The 20,499-nt window shown below is 66.7% G+C and carries 14 protein-coding genes, 2 tRNA genes and 1 pseudogene; 9 read left to right on the top strand and 8 right to left on the bottom strand.

The annotated features are described in order from the left end of the window. Positions 1–467 precede the first annotated feature (467 nt). On the top strand, positions 468–3,305 hold the full coding sequence (locus tag ACODR1_RS05775) for a TonB-dependent receptor plug domain-containing protein (protein WP_488879590.1): 2,838 nt from the start codon (positions 468–470) through the stop codon (positions 3,303–3,305). 332 nt (positions 3,306–3,637) lie between these two features. On the opposite strand, the gene sppA is transcribed toward ACODR1_RS05775, so the two are convergent. Both sppA and ACODR1_RS05765 read right to left on the bottom strand, forming a co-directional pair. Next, the gene (sppA, locus tag ACODR1_RS05770; RefSeq protein ID WP_488879589.1) at positions 3,638–5,416 is read right to left on the bottom strand and encodes a signal peptide peptidase SppA; all 1,779 of its coding nucleotides are present in this window, start codon (positions 5,414–5,416) and stop codon (positions 3,638–3,640) included. A gap of 181 nt (positions 5,417–5,597) precedes the next feature. Continuing rightward, positions 5,598–5,674: transfer RNA gene (locus ACODR1_RS05765), tRNA-Pro, on the bottom strand. A 185-nt stretch (positions 5,675–5,859) separates the two neighbouring features. Between ACODR1_RS05765 and ACODR1_RS05760 the strand changes: the two genes are divergently transcribed. Together ACODR1_RS05760 and ACODR1_RS05755 are read left to right on the top strand one after the other, a co-directional pair. Then, positions 5,860–5,933: transfer RNA gene (locus ACODR1_RS05760), tRNA-Gln, on the top strand. A gap of 448 nt (positions 5,934–6,381) precedes the next feature. Next, complete coding sequence (locus tag ACODR1_RS05755; RefSeq protein WP_058349415.1) at positions 6,382–6,819, top strand: Ros/MucR family transcriptional regulator; 438 nt, start codon at positions 6,382–6,384, stop codon at positions 6,817–6,819. An 86-nt stretch (positions 6,820–6,905) separates the two neighbouring features. On the opposite strand, the gene ACODR1_RS05750 is transcribed toward ACODR1_RS05755, so the two are convergent. Together ACODR1_RS05750 and ACODR1_RS05745 are read right to left on the bottom strand one after the other, a co-directional pair. Beyond that, on the bottom strand, positions 6,906–7,457 hold the full coding sequence (locus ACODR1_RS05750) for a GNAT family N-acetyltransferase (protein WP_488879588.1): 552 nt from the start codon (positions 7,455–7,457) through the stop codon (positions 6,906–6,908). Positions 7,458–7,600: 143 nt separating this feature from the next. Next, positions 7,601–9,781, bottom strand: coding sequence for a S9 family peptidase (locus ACODR1_RS05745; RefSeq protein ID WP_488879587.1), 2,181 nt, complete (start codon positions 9,779–9,781; stop codon positions 7,601–7,603). Positions 9,782–9,885: 104 nt separating this feature from the next. Between ACODR1_RS05745 and ACODR1_RS05740 the strand changes: the two genes are divergently transcribed. Both ACODR1_RS05740 and ACODR1_RS05735 read left to right on the top strand, forming a co-directional pair. Further along, positions 9,886–10,734, top strand: coding sequence for a trypsin-like serine peptidase (locus ACODR1_RS05740; RefSeq protein WP_488879586.1), 849 nt, complete (start codon positions 9,886–9,888; stop codon positions 10,732–10,734). A 90-nt stretch (positions 10,735–10,824) separates the two neighbouring features. Beyond that, positions 10,825–11,006, top strand: a pseudogene (locus ACODR1_RS05735) (CsbD family protein); the annotation flags it as partial. A gap of 183 nt (positions 11,007–11,189) precedes the next feature. On the opposite strand, the gene ACODR1_RS05730 reads toward ACODR1_RS05735, so the two are convergent. From ACODR1_RS05730 to ACODR1_RS05715, 4 genes are all read right to left on the bottom strand, one after another. Then, entirely contained in the window at positions 11,190–11,639 is a 450-nt protein-coding gene (locus ACODR1_RS05730) for a MaoC family dehydratase (RefSeq protein WP_058349410.1), read from the bottom strand. Between the two features lie 67 nt (positions 11,640–11,706). Further along, positions 11,707–13,053, bottom strand: a complete 1,347-nt coding sequence (locus ACODR1_RS05725; protein ID WP_488879585.1) for an Nramp family divalent metal transporter — start codon at positions 13,051–13,053, stop codon at positions 11,707–11,709. 53 nt (positions 13,054–13,106) lie between these two features. Further along, positions 13,107–14,120: a nucleotidyltransferase family protein gene (locus ACODR1_RS05720; protein ID WP_488879584.1), complete on the bottom strand. Its 1,014-nt coding sequence runs from the start codon at positions 14,118–14,120 to the stop codon at positions 13,107–13,109. A gap of 75 nt (positions 14,121–14,195) precedes the next feature. Beyond that, positions 14,196–15,734 (bottom strand): acyl-CoA synthetase, encoded by a 1,539-nt coding sequence (locus ACODR1_RS05715; RefSeq protein ID WP_488879583.1) that lies wholly within the window; start codon positions 15,732–15,734, stop codon positions 14,196–14,198. A 204-nt stretch (positions 15,735–15,938) separates the two neighbouring features. On the opposite strand from ACODR1_RS05715, the gene ACODR1_RS05710 reads away from it, so the two are divergent. From ACODR1_RS05710 to ACODR1_RS05695, 4 genes are all read left to right on the top strand, one after another. Next, on the top strand, positions 15,939–17,276 hold the full coding sequence (locus ACODR1_RS05710) for a cytochrome P450 (protein ID WP_488879582.1): 1,338 nt from the start codon (positions 15,939–15,941) through the stop codon (positions 17,274–17,276). 287 nt (positions 17,277–17,563) lie between these two features. Beyond that, positions 17,564–18,448, top strand: coding sequence for a crotonase/enoyl-CoA hydratase family protein (locus ACODR1_RS05705; RefSeq protein ID WP_488879581.1), 885 nt, complete (start codon positions 17,564–17,566; stop codon positions 18,446–18,448). A gap of 130 nt (positions 18,449–18,578) precedes the next feature. After that, a complete protein-coding gene (locus ACODR1_RS05700) occupies positions 18,579–19,790 on the top strand; it encodes a DUF2336 domain-containing protein (RefSeq protein WP_116488996.1) in 1,212 nt (403 codons plus the stop codon). Between the two features lie 250 nt (positions 19,791–20,040). Continuing rightward, the gene (locus ACODR1_RS05695; protein ID WP_116565272.1) at positions 20,041–20,460 is read left to right on the top strand and encodes a Ros/MucR family transcriptional regulator; all 420 of its coding nucleotides are present in this window, start codon (positions 20,041–20,043) and stop codon (positions 20,458–20,460) included. The last annotated feature ends 39 nt before the right edge of the window (positions 20,461–20,499 follow it).

Genomic DNA, 20,499 nt, shown 5'->3' with positions numbered 1-20,499 from the left:
ACGGGTCCGGATGGCGAAGGGCGGTCCGGGAGGCGGACCGATATGTGTCGCGGACGACACGCGGCCAGATTGTGGCGCCACTATGGCCGCACACGAGGCCGCAAGGGGAGCGTCGTGCGAGAATCGCGTTTCAGGAAGTGAACATATTCCGGTAGTGGCGTTATTTCAAAGTGGAGAAAATTGCCACTAAGCCGCCTTATTTGAACAATCATGCGCTAGCTTGGCCGTATAACGCGGTTCTGGCGGCTGTAATCTGCCGCATAGGCGACAGCAGTGTGTTCAATTTGCGACAGGCACGATGCTTCAGGTTACATAACCGTAATCGGAAATTGACCGCCGAGAGCGGGCGCTCCTAACGTCCCCGCCAACCGGGCTGTGAGCAGCCTGGGATTGCAAGACGTGGGCTTAACGGCTGGAGACTTTGTCCCTGCCGGCCCATTCTCGGAGGGATTCCATTGAAGATTCAGATGACGCGTAAGCGCCTGCTGACGACGACCATCATCAGCGGCCTCGCGATCGCTGCGGCCAGCGCCGGTGTGGCGTCGGCCCAGACGGCTCCCGAAGGCGAGTCGACGGAAATCGAAGCCGTCGTGGTCACCGGCTCGCGTATCGCGCGCCAGGACTATGTGGCCAACAGCCCGATCTCGACGGTGACGTCGGAGGCCATCCAGGCCGCTGGTTCGACCACCACCGAAGACGTGCTGAACCGTCTGCCGCAAGTGATGCCCGGCCTGACCGCCGCTTCGAACAACCCTTCGGACGGCACGGCCACCGTCGACCTGCGTGGCGTGGGGGCGTCGCGTACCCTGGTGCTGGTCAACGGCCACCGCATGAACCCGTCGACGCGCGCTAACACCGTCGACCTGAACAACATCCCGACCGCCCTGATCGACAAGGTCGAGATCGTCACCGGCGGCGCCTCGGCCGTGTACGGTTCGGACGCTCTGTCGGGCGTCGTGAACTTCCAGCTGAAGAAGGACTTCGAAGGCGTCGAAGTCGGCACCCAGTGGACCGGCACCGAAATCGGCGACGGCAAGACCACCAACACCTACGTCCTGATCGGCGCCAACACGCCGGACGGCAAGGGTAACGTCACCGCCTACGCCAACTACTACAGCCGCGACAAGATCCTGCCGAACGCCGACCGTCCGTGGTCGCTGGTGTCCAACGCCGGCGGTTCGGGCACGGGCGTGACCGGTGCGGCCAACGCCGTCGGCACCAACCCCTTCTACTCGGCGACCCTGGGCGACCCGCGCAACGTCCGCTACGGCTTCAACCCCGACGGCACGCCGCGTCCGTTCGTCAATGACTTCGGCCTCGGCCCGACGAGCGACCGCTACAACTTCGCTCCGGTCAACAACCTGCTGTCGCCGGGCGAGCGCTTCAACATCACCGCGCTGGGCAACTACGAGATCGCGCCCTGGCTGACCGCCACGGCCGAGCTTTACTACGCCGACAGCCGCAACTCGGCCCAGCTGGCTCCGACGCCGGCGACCGCGATCCAGATCCCGTACAACAACGCGTTCGTTTCGCCGGCCCTGGCCGCTCTGCTGGCCACCCGCACCAACCCGACCGCGCCGATCTTCTTCGATCGCCGCATGGAAGAAGTTGGTCCGCGCGTCGAAACCCGCGACTCCGACCTGTACCAGATCAACCTCGGCCTCAAGGCCGATCTGGGCCACGGCTGGACCGGTGAAGCCTTCTACAGCTTCGGCCGCACCGAGTTCCGCGTCGGCGTGCAGAACGACGTCTCGCGCTCGAAGGTCGCCGCGGCGATCGCCACGGGCCCGGGCTCCAGCACCACCAGCTGCTCGACCGCCTCGCTGGCCCTGTTCCCGACCTGCGCCCCGCTGAACATGTTCGGCGCCGGCACCATCTCGCAGGCCGCGGCCAACTTCATCCGCCTGAACTTCACCGACCTGACGGTGTTCGAGCGTAACGTCGGTTCGGTGTACGCCACCGGTCCGCTGTTCAAGCTGCCGGCCGGCGACCTGTCGGTGGCCGTCGGCGCCGAATGGCGTGAAGACAGCCTGGCCTTCACCCCCGACGCGGCCAAGAACGCCGGCGACATCTTCGGCTTCAACGCCGAGCGCGCCGTCGGCGGCGCTTCGAGCGTCGGCGAACTCTATGCCGAAGCCGTGGTTCCGCTGGTCGCCGACGTGACCGGCGTGCAGTACCTGGGCCTGGAACTGGGCGGCCGCTACTCCGACTACTCGTCGGTCGGCAGCGTCTACAGCTACAAGGTCGGCGTGGAATACAAGCCGATCTCGGACATCAAGCTGCGCGCGATGTTCCAGAAGGCCAGCCGCGCTCCGTCGGTGTTCGAACTGTACCAGTCGGGCGACCAAGGCTTCCCGGCCGTGCTCGACCCCTGCACCACGGTCAACCCGGGCACCGGTCTGCCGCGTAACCTGAGCGCCTCGACGATCGCGTTCTGCACCACCCAGCTGGGCTTCAACCCGGTGACGAACGCCTTCGTCGCCCAGAACACCCAGACGGAGTCGTTCTTCTACGGCAACCCGAACCTGAACGAAGAAAAGTCGGAAACCATCACCGCTGGCGTGGTGTGGCAGCCGAGCTTCGTGTCGGGTCTGAGCCTGACCGTCGACTACTACGACATCAAGATCGACGACTACATCGGCACCATCAAGGGCGGCGTCTCGGGCATCGTGGCCGACTGCTTCGCCTCGGGCAGCCTGACCTCGTCGGCCTGCTTCGACTCGGGCATCAACCTGCCGCTGATCTACCGCGACGCGGCCGGCAACCTGAAGGCCCGCGCGCCGCTCGGCAACGTGTCGGCTCTGCAGACCAAGGGCGTCGACGTGGCCGTCTCGTACGGCTGGAACGTGCCGTGGGCCGGCGGCGTCTGGGGCGACAAGCTGCAGTTCGACCTGTCGACCACCTACCTCGACAGCTACGAGCTGGACGGCATCGACTACAAGGGCACCATCGGCGCCTACAACATCTCGGCCTCGCTGCCGGAATGGAAGGCCAGCCTGCGCGTTGGCTACGACGTCGGTCCGGTTCGCCTGGCCTACACCGGCACCTACGTCGGCAAGATGGATAACCAGGGCAACATCCCCGAGTTCGACGACGGCGGTTACTCGAAGGTCAAGGCCTTCATGTACCACGACGTCAGCGCTCGCTGGGGCATCAACGACAACGTCGAAGTCTTCGGCGGCGTTCGCAACCTCGGCGACAAGAAGCCGCCGGTGTTCGACAACTCGCCGGACGGCAACACCGACCCGAACACCTACGACATCCTGGGTCGTTCGTACTTCCTCGGCGCCAAGCTGCGCTTCTAAGCAGCCTGGCGTTCGTCCTGGCGGTCCTCGGATCGCCGGGCTCGACGGCATCGACGGCGGGTCCGCAAGGGCCCGCCGTTTTTGTTTGCGCGCTTGAGATCCGCCTCCTTTGGGGGAGGTGGCCCGAAGGGCCAGAGGGGAGGCGGTTTCAGCTTTCGAGGTGTTGGAGGGATCGCAATCGCTCCCCACGGATCTCTGACGCGATCGCCTCCCCCACAGGGGGAGGTTTCAGACCCTCTTCCTTGGGGGGCGTCCGGAAGGAAGGGCGGCGTCCGGCAACAAAAAAGGCCGCCCCTTGCGGAGCGGCCTTTCTGGCGAACCTCGCCGGCGCCTCAGTAGGTCGGCGTGTCGGCCAGGACGCTGGCGCCTTGCGAGCGCAGGCGGGTCTTGGCCATCTCGTCCAGGATCGCCTCGGAGCGCGGGTCGCCCAGGATCCAGGCGGCGGCGGCCACGGTGCGCATCGAGGCCGAGCTGACGCCCAGGGCCTTCTCCAGGGCGTCGAACGGCGACTTGGGCCCGCCGATCTTCTTCAGGCGCACGTCGCCCGTCAGCTTGGCCAGCGCCTTGGCCTTGTCGACGGCGTCGTAGAAGCCGCCCAGCTGGTCCACCAGGCCCAGTTCCTTGGCCTGGACGCCGGTCCAGACGCGGCCCTTGGCGATCTCGCGGACGCGCTCGACCGGCAGCTTGCGGCCCTCGGCCACGCGATTGATGAAGCCGGCGTAGATATTGTCCATCCAGGCCGAGAAGCGGGCGCGCTGGTCGGCGGTGAATTCCTGGCCCGTGCCGAAGGCGCCGGCGTAGTCGCCGCCCACGGTCACCTGGCGGGTGTCGACGCCGAAGCGCGACAGCGCCTCGCCCAGGGCGAACTTGCCGCCGAACACGCCGATCGAGCCCGTCAGGGTCGAGGGCTGGGCCACGATCGCCGAAGCCTGGCTGCTGATCCAGTAGCCGCCCGAAGCCGCATAGGTGCCCATGCTGACCACGACGGGCTTTCCGGCCGCCTTGGCGGCCCTGACGGCCGCCAGGATCTGTTCGGAGGCCGTGTCCGACCCGCCGGGCGAGGACACCCGCAGCACGATCGCCTTGACGTCCTTGTCCTCGATCGCGTCGTAGATCGCCTTGGCGGTCTCGTCGGAATGGATGGTGCTGTCGCCGCCGAACGGCGAGGCCTGGCCCGATGTGCCGGTGACGATCGGGCCCTCGGCGCCGATCACGGCGATGGCCGCGCCGGTCTTGGGCAGGTCCTTCTTCGAGCGCGAGGCGTAGTCGGAGAACTCGACCAGCTTGGCGCCCTTGCCGGCGCGGGCCAGCATGGCGTCCTGGGCTTCCTTCACCTGGCCGACCTTGTCGATCAGGCCCAGCCCTTGCGCCTGCTGGGCGCTGTAGGGGCCGGCCTCGATGGCCTTGATCAGGCGGGCCGGATCCAGCTTGCGGTCCTGGGCGGCCGCGGTCAGGGCGCCGGTGTAGACCGAGCCCATCCACGAAAGCGTCGCCTCGCGGTGGGCGGGGGTGAAGTCGCTGTTCAGGTAAGGATTGACCGCGTTCTTGTATTCATAGCGCTGCTCGAAGTCGGCCTTGACGCCGTACTTGTCGAACAGGCGCTTGTAGAACATCGTCTCGCTGGCCACGCCCACGGCCTGCAGCGAGCTGTCCGGCTGCATCCAGAACTCGCTGGCCGCCGCGCCCAGGCGGTAGGTCGAGGTCGACATGCCCGAGGGGTAGATGCCCTGGCTGTGGGCGAAGATCGGCTTCTTGCCGACGCTGCGGAAGTGCTTGAAGGCCTGGGCGATTTCGTCGGCCGAGGCCGGGGCGATGCCGCCCTCGGGCAGGCGCACGAACACCGCCTTGACCTTGTCGTCGGTCTCGGCGCGACGCAGCACCTCGATCACGCCCATCACCGACTGGCCGCCGCCGCCGAAGGCCGCGAACGGGTTCTGCGAATCCTGGTCCGACAGCCCGCCGCGCAGGTCCAGCTGCACGACCGAATTGGCCGGCACCGGGGCAGGGCGGGCCGCGCCGGCCGCCAGCACGATCAGTATGAAAGGAACCCCGACCAAAAAGAGCACCAGTCCGACGAACACGCCGGCCACGGTCATGAGAAACTGCTTCATCGGGGTCCCGTTGCGATAGCCAAAGCGCGGCGGCGGAAAAGCACAGGTGGTCGTGCGTCCGTCGCGCTTCAATGTCGTCGCAAGCTAGCGGCTGTCGCGTTGCGGTCAAATGAACAGCAAGCAACCTGCCGAACTTCTCGCTCGGGCGGTGCAAATAAGGAAATTTTCTCGGGAGAGAAGATGGTCGGAGTGGCAGGATTTGAACCTGCGACCCCTGCGTCCCGAACGCAGTGCTCTACCAGACTGAGCCACACTCCGACTTCCGAAGCCGCGCCGCCGGTTGGCTGTGCTCGACTTGGGAGGCGGCTTATAGGCGGCGGTCAGGAGAGTCGCAAGCGTGAAAATAGGTCCAAAAAAAGAATTTGGAGGGCGTTGCCACCGTCCGAATCCTGAGCTATCTCCACCGCCTCGCCGCGGCCCACTGGGTCGGCAGCCGTTCCTGCTGGGGAATGGTGTAATGGTAACACTGCGGTTTTTGGTACCGTCATTCTAGGTTCGAGTCCTAGTTCCCCAGCCACTCTCTTCAATCTCTCGCTGATCAGCGGCTCCACTCCGGAGCGGCGTTTACATCGCGATCTTCTTCTTCTTCCTTGAAGCTGTGCTTTACCCGCCCGCGCCCTCGCGCGTCCGAGCCCTTGTGCGATCCCCTGCATGTCAGGTTCGATCTGAAGGCGAGGCTGGCGACGCGCGGCGAATCTCGATCTCGCGCCAAGTCCTGCTTAAAAGTGCAGTTGCACGCGAACCTTTCCGGTCTTCGCGACTGCGAAAACGTCCGTGGCGGGAACTGAACTTGAAGGCGAGCGCAATCGCTTACGGCTAAGGCTTTGAAAATCCGCCATCGACATTGTTGCTACGAAATAAAGCCTGTTTTCGCGGAGCGTTGCTCGTTCGATTGCGTATTTGTCTACTTGTAATTCCACGGGGCGGGTGTATTTCCGAATTTAAAGTCATTGTGGAGTGACGCCGTGGAAGACAAATCGACCCTGATCGAGCTGACCGCCGAGATCGTGGCCAACTATGTGGCCAACAACACGACCTCGGTCTCTGACCTGCCGGCTCTGATTCGGGCCACGCACGACGCCCTTGCCGGTCTTGGTTCGCCGGAAGCGCCGGTGACCGAAGCCGTTACCAAGGCTACTCCGGCCCAAATCCGTAAGAGCATCACGCCGGACGCGCTGATCAGCTTCGAAGACGGCAAGCCCTACAAGACGCTGAAGCGTCACCTGACCACCCACGGCATGACCGTCGCCGAATACAAGTCGAAGTGGGGCCTGCCGGCCGACTATCCGACCACGGCGCCGTCCTACAGCGAAGCCCGTTCGGCGATGGCCAAGGCGCTCGGCCTGGGTCAAGGCGGCCGCAAGGCCAAGGCTCCGGGCAAGGCCCGCGCCCGCAAGGCCTGATCCTCGGTTCTTTTTAGAGCCCCGAAAACACGAAAGCCCCGCCGGTCCGCCGGCGGGGCTTTTGCTTTGAGCGTCCTTGCGACGACCTAGACGCCGCTCAGCGACATGCCTGGCGCGTCCGGTGGAGTATCGCCGCCGCCGTTCAGCGGCCGCTGCATCCAGACGAGATCGACCCAGCGGTCGAACTTGTAGCCCATGGCCGGGAAGACGCCCTTGTGCTCGAAGCCGAGCGCGGCGTGGACGCCGATAGAGGCGGCGTTGCCACTGTCGCCGATCACCGCGCACATCTGGCGCAGGCCCAGGGCTTCGCAGGCCTCGATGAGAGCCTTCAGCAGCGTCTTGCCGACGCCCTTTCCGGCAGCGTCGGGGGCGACATAGATGCTGTCCTCGACGGTGTAGCGATAGGCCGCCCGCAGCCGGAACGGGCCGGCATAGGCATAGCCCAGCACCTTTCCGTCCAGTTCGGCGACCAGATAGGGCAGGCCGCGGTCCAGGAAGGCCGCGCGGCGCCGGGCCATCTCGGCCTCGTCGGGCGGAACCTCCTCGAAGGTGCCCAGGCCGTTGAGCACGTTCCAGCCGTAGATAGCGGTGATCGCGCCGATGTCGGCGTCGGTGGAGGGGCGGATGATCAACGCCATCTAGATCCTCCCCCTGAAGGGGGAGGTGGCGCGAAGCGCCGGAGGGGGAAGTATCCGCGGAGCCGGGGAGCTCACTTCCCCCTCCGTCGGCTGCGCCGACACCTCCCCCTTCAGGGGGAGGATCTTGAAGTTCGAACTCCGCATCACGCCTTCGTCCAGCCCTTGTCGATCGCCCACACGGCGAAGGCGTAGTCGAGCGCGATCTCCTTGAGGAAGTCGAAGCGGCCCGAGGCGCCGCCGTGGCCGGCCTCCATGTTGATCTTCAGCAGGATCGGGTTGCCGCTGGTGGTGTTGGCCCGCAGCTTGGCCGCCCACTTCTCGGGCTCCCAGTAGGTGACGCGCGGATCCGACAGGCCGCCGGTGGCCAGCACGGCCGGATAGGGCTTGGCGGTGACGTTGTCGTAAGGGGAATAGCTGGCGATGTAGTCGTAGGCCTCCTTGTCCTCCAGCGGATTGCCCCATTCGGGCCACTCCGGCGGGGTCAGCGGCAGGGAGGTGTCGCTCATGGTGTTGAGCACGTCGACGAACGGCACCGCCCCGATGATCCCGGCCCACAGGTCCGGTCGAAGGTTGGTGATCGCGCCCATCAGCATGCCGCCGGCCGAGCCGCCATAGGCCACCGTCGCGCCCTTGGCGCCGTAGCCATTGGCGTGCAGGTGCTCTGCGCAGGCGATGAAGTCGGTGAAGGTGTTCTTCTTCTTGAACTTCTTGCCGTCCAGGAACCAGCCGTAGCCCTTTTCCGAGCCGCCGCGGATGTGGGCGGTGGCCCAGATCCAGCCGCGGTCGACCAGGCTGAAGTTGCGGATCGAGAACGACGGGTCCATCGACATGCCGTAGCTGCCGTAGCCGTAGAGCAGCAGCGGCGCCTTGCCGTCGAGCTTGACGTCCTTCTTCATCAGCACCGTCACCGGCACCTCGGCGCCGTCGGGCGCCTTCGCATAGAGACGCTTGGTCACGTACTTGCTCGGATCGTGGCCCGAGGGGATTTCCTGCGTCTTGCGCAGCACCTTCTCGCCGCTGCGCATGTCGTAGTCGAACCACTGACGCGGGGTCGTGGGCGACTGGTAGACATAGCGCAGGGTCGGGGTGTCGAACTCGTAGCCGCCCTCGACGCTCAGCACATAGGCCTGCTCGTCGACGACGATCGGCTTTTCGGCCTTGGTGGCGCGGTCGGTGATGACGATGCGGGTGTTGGCGTTGACGCGCTCGACGCGGACCAGGTGGTCCTTGTAGGCGGCGTGGCCGGTGATGAAGGTCCCGGGCTTGTGGGCCACGAAGTCCTTCCAGTGGGCGCGGCCCGGATTGTCGACCGGGGCCTCGACCAGCTTGAAGTCGATGGCGTCGTCGGCGTTGGTCAGGATGACGAACTTGCCGTCCCAGTGTTCGACCGAATAGCGCAGGCCCGGCGTGCGCGGCTCGACGGCCTTCGGCTTGGCGTTCACGTCGCTCGCCGGGATCAGCAGGGTTTCGGAGGTCTCGTGGTCGCCGGCGCTGATGACGATGAAGGCGTCCGAACCGGTGACGCTGACGCTGACGAAGAAGCCGTCGTCGGGCTCTTCATAGACCAGCACGTCGTCCTTCAGCCCGCCGCGCGCGGGGCGGCGATAGATCTTGTCGGAGCGGCCGTTGTCGTCGCGGTGGGTCCAGAACAGCCACTTGGAGTCGGGCGACCAGGTGAAGTCGCCGGTGCTGCTGTCGACCGGCTCGGGCAGGATCTCGCCGGTGGCCAGGTCCTTGACGTAGATCTTGTGGACTTCCGAGCCCTGCGCGTCCTCGGCATAGGCGAACAGCTTGTGGTCGGGGCTGTGGTCGGCGGCGCTGACCTGGCTGTAGGCCTTGCCCTTGGCCAGGGCGTCGCTGTCGAGCAGCACCTCTTCGCCGTCGGTCTTTCCACGGGGACGCCGCGCATAGATCGGATGCTGGCCGCCCAGGGCGAAGCGCGAATAGTAGTCGTACGGGCCGTCGGGGGAGGGAACCGAGGAGTCGTCCTCCTTGATGCGGCCCTTCATCTCCTCGAACATCGCCTTCTGCAGGTCCTGCGTCGGCGCCAGCATCGCCTTCACATATGCGTTCTCGGCGGTCAGGTGCTCCTTGACCTCGGCCTTGATCAGGCTGGGGTCGCGCAGGACCTTCTGCCAGTTGTCGTCCTTCATCCAGGCGTAGTCGTCGACGCGCACCCGGCCCAGCTGCTCGATGCGCTTGGGAACCTTCTTGGCGACAGGAGGAACGGGCTTGGCGGTGGCGGACATGGAACTCCCGGGGATGAGGGCGGAGGACGTGGCGGCGACGGCGGCAACGCTCGTCATCATTTCGCGCCGGTTCATTGGACAGATTCCCCCTCGGATGCGTCAGAACGCCAACTTGTTGCGGCAGGGGCGTCTGGTCAAACTCATACGACGTCTAAGGTTGAATCGGAGACGAGGCGTAAATGGCTTGGGACCTGTCGGTCGATCTGATCCAGGCGACGGTGCAGCTGGAGCAGCCGCTCGCCGACGGCTCGCGCACGGTCGGCACCGGATTCCTGATCGAGGACCCGACGCCTGACGGCCGCCCGCGCACCATCCTGGTCACCGCCGCCCACGTCTTCGACCGCATGCCCTCGGTGTCGGCCAAGATCGGCTATCGCGTGCAGAGCAAGGAGGGGGTCTGGCGTTATGATCCCCGCACGCTCAAGATCCGCGACGGCGACCATCCGCTGTGGGTCAAGCATCCCAGCCGCGATGTCGCCGCCATCGTCGTCGAGGCCCCGCCCGAGTTCGCCAAGGCCGCCATTCCGCTGGCCTGGCTGGCGCAGGACGACACCTTCAACAAGTATAGCCTGGGTCCCGGCGACGAGATGATGGCCCTGGGCTTTCCGCGCGGACTGTCGGCTAACACCGCGGGCTTTCCGATCCTGCGTTCGGGCCGGGTGGCGTCGTATCCGCTCGCCCCGGCCAGCGCTTTCCCGACCTTCCTGATGGATTTCTCGGTCTTCCCCGGCAATTCGGGCGGGCCGGTGTTCATGGCCGAGGGCGCGCGTCGCCGTCCGGGTTCTACCGAAAGCCAGGAGGTGCAGTTCGTGGCCGGCATGCTGACCCAGCAGGTCGAACTGTCGGGCGAGCGCCTCGAGATCGGCATCGTCACCCACGCCAAGTATATCCGCGAGACCGTGGCCCTGCTCGACAAGCCCACGGGCCCGCCATTGATCCAGGCCGCGCCGGCCAAGCCGCCCAGCGTGGCGGCCGCCCAGGACGTGGTCGCCGTCCAGGCCGTCGCCGCGCCCGGCTTCAATCGCTGATCTCGATGAAATCCCTTGCGGCCACGCTAGGAACCATTGCTCCCGGGGCTCCGTTCGAATGGGGAGTTCAACGCTAGCAGGAGCAAGCCAATGAGCACCAATCGTGTGGAAGGCGCCATCGACAAGGGCGTGGGCGCCGTCAAGGAAGCCGTCGGCAAGGCCACCGACAACGAGCGCCTCGAAGCCGAGGGCAAGGCCCAGAAGGTCAAGGGCGACGTCCAGAACAAGGTCGGCCAGGCCCAGGACAAGATCGGCGACGCGATCAAGCACTAGGCTTGGTCCGATCTCCAGAAACGAAGGCCCCGGAGCGATCCGGGGCCTTTGTCTTTCCAAGATCCTCCCCCTCTGGGGAAGGTGGCCCAAAGGGCCGGAGGGGGCCGTTCTCAGCTTGCGCTGAAGCCAGCCGTCTTCTCCCCAGTCGCTCCGCGACAGCTCTCCCTTCAGGGAGAGCCCCCCTACGCCCCGTAGATGATCGAGATCGTCTCGGCCACGCAGGCCGGGCGCTCCTCGCCCTCGATCTCGATGGTGCACTCGTTCTTCATCTGCAGGCCGCCGGCCTTGGGCTCGACGCTGACCAGCTTCTGGCGCATCCGCACCCGCTTGCCCACGCGGACCATGCTGGTGAACCGCACCTTGTCGCAGCCGTAGTTGATCCCCCGCGTCACGCCGGTGACGTGAAGGATCCCCGCGCCCAGCATCGGGATTAGCGACAGCGTCAGGTAGCCGTGGGCGATCGGCCCGCCGATCTCGCGCGTGGCCCGCTCGACGTCGATGTGGATCCACTGGTGGTCGCCGGTCGCTTGCGCGAACTGGTTGACCCGCTCCTGGCTGATTTCGACCCAGTCGGACACCCCGACCTCCTGCCCGACCAGGCTGGCGATGTCGGCGAAGGCGATCTCTTTCATTACGGCGCTCTCCCAAACGTTTGTTTGGAAGAGATCACGAGCGACCCGCGGGGGCAACTCCCGGCGGTTAGCTGAACGTCGAAACCACCAGCCAGACGTTCGCCGCCGAGATCACCACGAACAGCCCCCAGGCGACGAGGCGGGTGACCAGGCCGTTGGCGAACGGGCCCATCAGCGTCCTGTCGTCGGTGAACCGCAGCAGCGGCCAGATGGCGAAGGGCAACTGGGCGCTCAGCACCACCTGGGTCAGCACCAGCAGCCGCCCCACCGCATGGTCGCCGAGCGTCAGCACGCCGGCCAGAGCCGGGATGATGGCCAGGCCCCGGGTGATCAGCCGCCGCTGCCAGCAGGGGATGCTGAGGTTCAGGAACCCCTCCAGGATCACCTGGCCCGCGATGGTGCCGGTGAAGGTGGCGCTCTGGCCCGAGGCGAACAGGGCGATCCCGAACAGGATCCCCGCCAGGGCCGCGCCTGTGACCGGCGCCAGCAGCTCGTGCGCCTCTTCGATACCGGCGACCTCGCGCAGTCCGGCGCCGTGGAAGGCCGAGGCGGCCAGGACCAGGATCGCGGCGTTGATGAACAGCGCCAGCACCAGGGCGACCACGGTGTCGATCGTCGCCAGCCGGATCGCCGCCCGCTTGCCCGCCACGTCTGCGGGCGTCAGCCGGGTCTGCACGATCGACGAGTGCAGATAGAGGTTATGCGGCATGATCGTCGCGCCCAGTATGCCGATGGCCAGATAGAGCGCGTTGCCCTGTTGCAGCGCCGCCAGCGACGGAACCAGTCCTCGCGCCACGGCTCCGGCGTCGGGCGGCACGATGACCAGTTGCACCAGGAAGCAGATCCCGACCGTCGAGATCAGGCCCAGGATGATCGCCTCCAGCTGGCGGAAACCCTTGCCCTTCAGGCCCAGCACGATGATCGTGTCGAGGCCGGTCAGCAGCACGCCTGCCCACAGCGGCACGCCCAGCAACAGCTTGAAGGCCAGGGCCGAGCCCAGCACTTCGGCGATGTCGCAGGCGATGATGGCCAGCTCCGCCAGCCCCCATTGGATCTTGACCGTCCACGGTCCGAACCGCTTGCGCGACATCTGGGCCAGATCCTTTCCGGTCACCAGGCCCAGCCGCATCGACAGGGTCTGCAGCAGGATCGCCGCCAGGCTCGAAAGCACCACGACGAACAGAAGGGACGTGCCGTAGCGCGAGCCGGCCTCGATGTCGGTCGCCCAGTTGCCGGGGTCCATGTAGCCGACGCTGACCAGCAGCCCTGGCCCCGCCGTGCGCAGCATCCGCTTCCAGGCCGGCAGCCCGTCCGGCACGGGCACCGCGCCCCGTACCTCCGCCGGGCAGAACGGCGCGGTCGCGGTCTTGGGAAGCGAGATCCGGGGGAGACGGTCGAGCAGGGCGGAAAGCATGCCTCGACCGTGTGGCGGGAATCCCGCGCCGTATAGAAGCAACGTGCGCTGCTTCAGCCCTCCAGCACCGTCCTTGCATCTCCGGGCAGCAGGCTGACCGCTTCGTCCAGCAGCTTGCGCCACGCCTCGCCGCGTCCGCGCGCCTCGGCATAGGCCTCGCGCAGGGCGAAGGGGTCGTCTTCGGCGAGGGCGCGGATCAGGGTCTGCGCCTGCTCCACGTCCTTGCGGCGCTTGGGGTTGGCTTGGCTGCGCTTGCGCGAGATGATCAGCTTGTGCACGGCGTATCGCGCCGGGGCCGGAACGCGCACGAGCACGCCATCATCGTGCAGCACGGCGGCTTCCACCGTGTCTCGCAGCAGGAAATCGAGAAAGCGCAGGGGCGTTGCGTCGGTGTTCAGCGCGACGAGGCGGGAGGTCTCGTCGTCGGCCGCATGCCGGCTGGTCGTCAGCACGTCCACAGCATAGCCATCGGGCGTCCGGTAGGCGGCGCTTTTGCCCGGATCGAGCTTGGGGATGGGGGAGAAGCTCGGGTCTGCGGCGCGCAGCACGTCGATGAAGGGCCGGTCCAGTCCATCGTCGATGGCCATCGAGATCCCATAGTCCTGGGCGATGTCGAGATCGCCCGTGCGCACGGCCTGTGCGGGCAAGATGAAGCCCAGCAGGGCGCCATAGGTCTGGAAGGCCACCGTGCCGACGACGGCGGCGCGCAGCCGAAACACGCCGGCCTTGTTTAAGGCTTGCAGGACACGGCCTGTGCGCTGTTCCGGCGTGTGCAGTCCCGCCGCGCGCAGCGCCCGCACGATTTGCCGGCGCCCATCAGCGGCGCCGTTGATGGTCTTCGCCGTTTCCATGGCCGCCAGCAGCTCCGGCGTTTCGGGACCAAGATAGCGTTCCAGACGCTCGCCTCGCACCTGCCGCGAACGCACATACCAGTAAGGGCGACCGCCGCGCTCGCGCCGCAAGAAGCTGGCGCCGTCGCCGAACTCGCTGATCTGGGTCGCGCGAAGCTGGTCGATCAGGTCGGCGACGTTCGTGTGGATCGCCAAAGGGAGGCGCTGAAGGGTCACGGAATTAGTCCTTGCCACCACTTTCAACAAAGTGGTGGCAAAAGTTCAAAAAATCAACTTTCTAGTGATTGTGGATCAAACGATCCGTCCCTCCGTCTTGCCCCAGTACGTATCCCGCACCAGCCGCTTGTAGAGCTTGCCGGTCGGGTGCCGGGGCAGTTCGCGTACGAAGTCCACCTGGCGCGGGGCCTTAACGTGGCTGAGGTTGTCGCGGGTGAAGGCCAGGAGTTCGGCGGCCAGGGCCTCGCCCGCGTCGTCCCAGTCCAGCGGCTGGATCACGGCCACCACCTTCTCGCCCATCTCCTCGTCGGGAGCGCCGACCACGGCGGCGTCGGCCACCCTGGGGTGGGTGATCAGGAGGTTCTCGATCTCCTGCGGATAGATGTTCACCCCGCCGGAGATGATCATGAAGCTCTTGCGGTCGGTCAGGTAGAGGTAGCCGTCCTCGTCGGCCCAGCCGACGTCGCCCAGCGTCGTCCAGCCGTGCTTGTTGTAGCTCTCGGCCGTCTTCTCCGGGGCGTTGTGATAGGTCACTGCCGGGCCGTTGGCGAAATAGACCACGCCCTCGGCGCGGGCGGGCAGGGGATCGCCGGCTTCGTCACAGATGCGCAGTTCGCCCAGCGCCGCCTGGCCCACCGAGCCGCGCCGTTCCAGCCAACTCTTGCTGTCGATCCAGCAGAAGCCGTTACCCTCGGTGCCGGCGTAGTATTCGTAGATCACCGGCCCCCACCAGGCGATCATCTGTTCCTTCACCGGAACTGGGCAGGGGGCGGCGGCGTGGATCGCCGAACGCATGGTCGAGACGTCGTACCTGGCCCGCGTCGCTTCCGGCAGTTTCAGCATCCGCACGAAGTGGGTCGGCACGAACTGGCCGCAGGTGGCCTTGTGCTCTTCGATCAGGGCCAGCGCCGTCTCGGGATCGAACTTCTCCATCACAACCACCGTGCCGCCCAGCTTGTGCACGCTCATGCACCAGCGCAGCGGGGCGGCGTGATAGAGCGGCGCCGGCGAGAGATAGACGCTGTCGCCGTCCAGCTTGAACAGGTGCTGGGCCATCATCTGCAAGGCGTGGGGCGCGTCGATCGGCGCGCCGTTCAGGGCCGGCTTCACGCCCTTGGGCCGTCCGGTGGTGCCCGAGGAATAGAGCATGTCCGAGCCGGAGGTCTCGTCGGCGATCGGGCTCGCCGGCATGGCCGCCCGGGCGGTGTCGAAGTCGGCGTAGGGGCCGCTCGCCCCGTCCACCCGCAGCAGAGCCACGCCTGGGATCAGCGGCGCCAGGCCTTGCGCAACGCCGTCCATCGCCGGACCGGCGATCAGCGCCTTGGCCCCGCAGTCCTTCACGATGTATTCGACCTCGGGCGCGGTCAGCTTGGTCGAGATGCAGGTGTAGTAGAGCCCCGCCCGCTGGGCCGCCCAGGCGATCTCCAGGTAGCGCGGGTGGTTGTCGAGCAGGATGGCGACCACGTCGCCGACCTGAAGGCCCATCGACCGGAACAGCTGCGCCCCCTGGTTGGAGCGGTCGTCGAGTTCCTTGTAGGTGACGGTCTCGCCCGAGCCGGCCATCACGAAGGCGGGCTTGTCGGGCTGGGTGCGGGCGTGGACGCTCGGATGCATGCGACCTCCTGGGCCGCTCGCCATGGCGGCGACGGCCGTTTCTCTCCCTGCCGCCGCCTGCGTGTGACCCGCATGATCGGCGTTCAGTCAGCAGCATGACCCAAGGCCGGACGCTCGCGCAAGTTGCCGTAGGGGCGCCGTTGGCGTCCGCGCAATCCTGGGTGATCGTGCGTGCCACAACGATGTTCGACGGGAGGCGAGCGCATGGAGCTGATCAGCAAGACGGTGGTCGACGGCCGGCCGGGGCCCGGCGCGCCCAAGGCCTATCCCACCCTGGACGGCGTCGACCTGGCCGACATCTTCCGCTTCACCAGGGGCCAGCCCTTCGCCGACTTCACGCGGATGCGGGACGAGGCGCCGGTGATGTGGCACGGCGAGCCGTTCGGCGGGCCGGGTTTCTGGGCCGTCACCCGCTATGAAGACGTCATGCGCGTCAACGGCGATCCGGAGACCTTCTCCTCGCAGAAGGGCGGGATCCTGATGTCGATGGGGCCGCCCGACAAGCGCCACGCCCTGCTGTTCCGGGCGACCATGGACACCATGATCAATCTCGACGCGCCGCATCACCTGCAGCTGCGCCGCGAGCACATGCCCTATTTCACCGCCGCCTATCTGCGCGGCCTGACCGACAGGGTGAAGGCGGAGGTCACCCGCCTGCTCGACGAGATGGAGCCGCTGCTGGCCGGCGGCGCCGAGATCGACATGGTCGAGCACTTCTCGTCGATCCTGCCGCTGTTCACCCTGTGCGAGATCCTGGGCGTGCCGCCCGAGGACAGGGCCAAGTTCCTGCGCTGGATGCACTATCTGGAACGGGCCCAGGACCTGGCCGTGCAGCAGGCCCAGGCGCCGATCACGCCCACCCTCGAGCTCATGCAGTTCGTGGCCGACTTCAACGACAACATCGAGGAGATGTTCGACTACGGCCGCGCCATGCTGCTGAAGCGCCGGGCCGACCCGCAGGCCGACCTGATGACGGCGATCGCGCGGGCCCAGGTCGACGGCGATCTGCTGGCCGACGAGTATCTCGACGGCTCGTGGCTGCTGATCGTCTTCGCCGGCAACGACACGACGCGAAACACCCTGTCGGGCGCCATGCGGCTGCTGACCGAGTTTCCCGAGCAGAAGCAGCGGCTGATCGACGATCCGTCCCTGCTGCCCGGCGCGGTGGACGAGTTCATCCGCATGGTCAGCCCGGTGATCTACATGCGCCGCACCGCCACGCGCGACGTCGAGGTGGCGGGTCAGCAGATCGCCGAGGGCGAGAAGGTGGTCATGTATTACGGCGCGGCCAACCGCGATCCGGCGATGTTCGAAAACCCCGACCGCCTGGACGTCACCCGCCCCAACGCCGGCAAGCACGTGGCCTTCGGCTATGGCCCGCACACCTGTCTCGGCAAGCGCGTCGCCCAGATCCAACTGGAAGAGGCCTATCGCCAGATCCTGGCGCGGTTCCCCGACCTGGAATGGACGGGGAGCACAGAGATCGCGGCCAACAACTTCGTCCACGCCATCAGCAAGCTGGGGGTGAGAAGGGCGGTTTAGGCCTGGGTGGTATGGGTTTGGGCGGCCTGAATTGGTCGATGTGGGTTCGCTGAGGCGCTTCCCACATAGCTCCGCCTTCCTGGGCCTTGTGCCCAGGATCCATGCTTCAGCCTGCTCAGACCTTTAGAGCGAGGCCTCCGTCTGAGCAGCCGCCGCCATGGGCCCTCGCCACAAGGGCGAGGGAGGCGAGAAAGCTAGGCTAGCCGCCAAGAGGCGTGGAGGGCTTGTGCTCCCGCGCCTACCGATCATACGATCGTTTGAAAATAAGATCGCCAGGGAGCCCCAGCATGTCGCAGCCGACCTTCGAGACCCTGCTCTACGCCGTCGAGGATGGCGTCGCGACCATTACCCTGAACCGGCCCGAAAAGCTCAACGCCTTCACCGCCCGGATGATGAAGGAACTGATCGAGGTCTTCGACATCACCGACGCCGACGATGCGGTGAAGGTGGTGATCGTCACCGGCGCGGGCCGGGCGTTCTGCGCGGGGGCGGATCTGTCGAGCGGCGGAGCCACCTTCGACCGCACGTCTCCTCAGGCTTTGGAGCGGGAAGAGGGCAAGGTCGGCGACGTCTATCGCGACGGCGGCGGCCGGGTGACCCTGCGCATCTATGACAGCCTCAAGCCGGTGATCGCCGCCGTGAACGGCCCGGCCGTCGGCGTCGGCGCCACGATGCAGCTGGCCATGGACATCCGCCTGGCCGCCGAAGACGCCAAGTTCGGCTTCGTCTTCGCCCGTCGAGGCATCACGCCGGAGGCCTGCTCGTCCTGGTTCCTGCCGCGCCTCGTGGGCATGCAGACGGCGCTGGAGTGGTGCTACACCGGCCGGGTGTTCCCGGCGACCGAGGCCAAGGAGCGCGGCTTCGTCCGCTCGCTGCACGCGGCCGAAGACCTGCTGCCGGCCGCCCGCGCCTTGGCGCGCGAGATCGCCGACAACACCGCGCCCGTCTCGGTCGCCCTGACCCGCCAGCTGCTCTGGCGCATGGCCGGCGCCGATCATCCGATGGAGGCCCACAAGGCCGACAGCCGGGCCATCCAGTCGCGCGGCGCCTCGGGCGACGCCAAGGAGGGCGTGACCTCGTTCTTGGAAAAGCGCGCCCCGGCCTATCCCAACCGCGTCTCCACAGACCTGCCCGACATCTGGCCGGAGTGGGAACCGCGACAATTTCGCTGACCCTCTGGCGAAGCGCGGCCGCAGGCCGCAAATTCCCCTGGCGGGAGAATCCCTGGCGCTAATTCGAACTTAAGGGCGTTACCGTCTAGGTTCGAAACTCGGCGACCGGGGCTTCGCCGCCAGGAAGATCATGACCGACCCGATTTCGCCCTTCGCCAAGCCGATCGCCGTACCGCCCAAGTCGCGCGCCGCCCTCCTGAAGCGGCTGGCCGACGTGGTCTGCCTGCCGGCCAGCCGCATCAACGCCTTCGAGCGGGCGATGTGCGCCGACCTGCTGGTCGAGATGCTGCGCGAGGCGGTGGTCGAGGAGCGCGAGAAGGTCGCCCGTCGCCTGGCCAATCTCAACGACATGCCCGGTTCGCTGGTGCGCCTGCTGCTGCGCGACGAGGTCGTCGTCGCCCGGGCCCTGCTCGAGAACTCGCCCAACCTGTCGGACGCCGACCTGATCGACTGCCTCTACCACGCCACCCAGGAGCATCGCCGGCTGATCGCCATCCGCCGCGGCGTCGGCGAGGTGGTGGCCGACGCCCTGGTCGACATGGGCGAGACGCCGGTGGTCGAGGCCTTGCTGCGCAACGAACTGGCCCGCTTCAGCCACCAGGGCGTCGAGAACGTCGTGGCCATGACGCGCGACAATCCCAGCCTGATCCCGCTGCTGCTGCGGCGCGCCGAGCTGCGGCCCAGCCACGCCTATGTGATGTTCTGGTGGGCCGACGCCGAGGCTCGCCGCACGATCCTCCAGCGCTTCGCCGTCTCGCGCGAGATCCTGCAGGATGCCGTCGGCGACGTTTTCGCGGTGGCTTCCGAGGAGGGCTGGCAGGATCCCCTGTCGCGAAAGGCCCTGCAGTTCATCGAGCGCCGGCAGCGCAACCGCGCGGCCATCGCCAAGAGCCCGTTCGACAGCCTCGAGGACGCCGTCGCGGCGGCCCAGAGCGGGCTGACCCGGGAGACGGCCGAGGAGATCTCGTATCTCGCCGGCCTCAAGCCGATGACCGGCGCCAAGATCTTCACCGACGCCGGCGGCGAGCCGATCGCCATCCTCTGCAAGGCCACCGGCCTGCCGCGCGCGGCCGTGCGGGCCCTGTGGCGCGGCCTGCGCCGGCCGGAAACCGACGCCGAGGGCGCGCCGTCGCCGGGCCTGGAGCGGGTGCTGGGGGTGTTCGACGCCATCGCCGTCGACCGGGCCCAGACCGTGCTGCGCTACTGGAACTGGTCGTTGTCGTCGGCCCTGACGCCGGCCCTGCTGAAAGCCATCCGCGACGGCGACACCGACGCCATCGACGAATATTCGGTGCCGCAACGCGCGGCGATGCTGGCCCTGTCGCGGGATTTCGGCCGCTAGCGCCGAGATCTCCGCGTCGTGTCGTGTCCGCACGGTCAAGTTCGGCGAACGCGTTCAGTCAAAATCCAGAAAATCTGAATTTTTATTTCGCGACTTTAAGTTGCCGATGCGAATGATCGCATCGATCGGCAGTCAATATTCCGCTGCGGCATCTATTGCCCGGTTTTACTGACGCGTTTATCCATGATGCAACTTCGCGCGCCAAAGCTGGTCGTGCGTGAAGAAAGATAAAGGGAACGGGAGAGGCGTCATGGAAGAAGAGATCCCATTCGTCGAACTTACCGCGGGCATCGTCGCGGCTTTCGTTGGCGGCAACGCCGTCTCGGCGTCCGACATGCCGGCCCTGATCCGCAGCGTGCACGACGCGCTCCGGTCGGTCGGTTCGCCCGAAGCCGCCGCGCCCGAGCCCAAGGAGCCGGCCGTGCCGGTCCGTCGCTCGGTGACGCCCGACTACATCATCTGCCTGGAGGACGGCCGGCGCTTCAAATCGCTGAAGCGTCACCTGCGCACCCAGTACGACATGAGCCCCGAGGACTATCGCGAAAAGTGGGGACTGCCTTCGGACTACCCCATGGTTGCGCCGAACTACGCCAAGGCGCGCTCGGAGCTTGCCCGGCAGATGGGCCTGGGTCAGACCGGCCGGGGCGCCGGGAAGGGCCGCAAGGGCTGAGTCTGAGCGTTCATTTACCTTAATTCAATCAATCGCTTG

Source organism: Caulobacter sp. FG7, assembly GCF_057808875.1.
This window is presented reverse-complemented; position numbering and strand designations above follow the sequence as displayed.

Excerpts from the sequence above, each read along its gene's own strand:
- ACODR1_RS05730 (WP_058349410.1), bottom strand. The coding sequence starts at position 11,639 with ATGAAAGAGATCGCCTTCGCCGACATCGCCAGCCTGGTCGGGCAGGAG.
- ACODR1_RS05715 (WP_488879583.1), bottom strand. The coding sequence starts at position 15,734 with ATGCATCCGAGCGTCCACGCCCGCACCCAGCCCGACAAGCCCGCCTTC.
- ACODR1_RS05750 (WP_488879588.1), bottom strand. The coding sequence starts at position 7,457 with ATGGCGTTGATCATCCGCCCCTCCACCGACGCCGACATCGGCGCGATC.
- ACODR1_RS05695 (WP_116565272.1), top strand. The coding sequence starts at position 20,041 with ATGGAAGAAGAGATCCCATTCGTCGAACTTACCGCGGGCATCGTCGCG.
- ACODR1_RS05740 (WP_488879586.1), top strand. The coding sequence starts at position 9,886 with ATGGCTTGGGACCTGTCGGTCGATCTGATCCAGGCGACGGTGCAGCTG.
- ACODR1_RS05710 (WP_488879582.1), top strand. The coding sequence starts at position 15,939 with ATGGAGCTGATCAGCAAGACGGTGGTCGACGGCCGGCCGGGGCCCGGC.
- sppA (WP_488879589.1), bottom strand. The coding sequence starts at position 5,416 with ATGAAGCAGTTTCTCATGACCGTGGCCGGCGTGTTCGTCGGACTGGTG.
- ACODR1_RS05700 (WP_116488996.1), top strand. The coding sequence starts at position 18,579 with ATGACCGACCCGATTTCGCCCTTCGCCAAGCCGATCGCCGTACCGCCC.
- ACODR1_RS05775 (WP_488879590.1), top strand. The coding sequence starts at position 468 with ATGACGCGTAAGCGCCTGCTGACGACGACCATCATCAGCGGCCTCGCG.
- ACODR1_RS05725 (WP_488879585.1), bottom strand. The coding sequence starts at position 13,053 with ATGCTTTCCGCCCTGCTCGACCGTCTCCCCCGGATCTCGCTTCCCAAG.
- ACODR1_RS05705 (WP_488879581.1), top strand. The coding sequence starts at position 17,564 with ATGTCGCAGCCGACCTTCGAGACCCTGCTCTACGCCGTCGAGGATGGC.
- ACODR1_RS05745 (WP_488879587.1), bottom strand. The coding sequence starts at position 9,781 with ATGAACCGGCGCGAAATGATGACGAGCGTTGCCGCCGTCGCCGCCACG.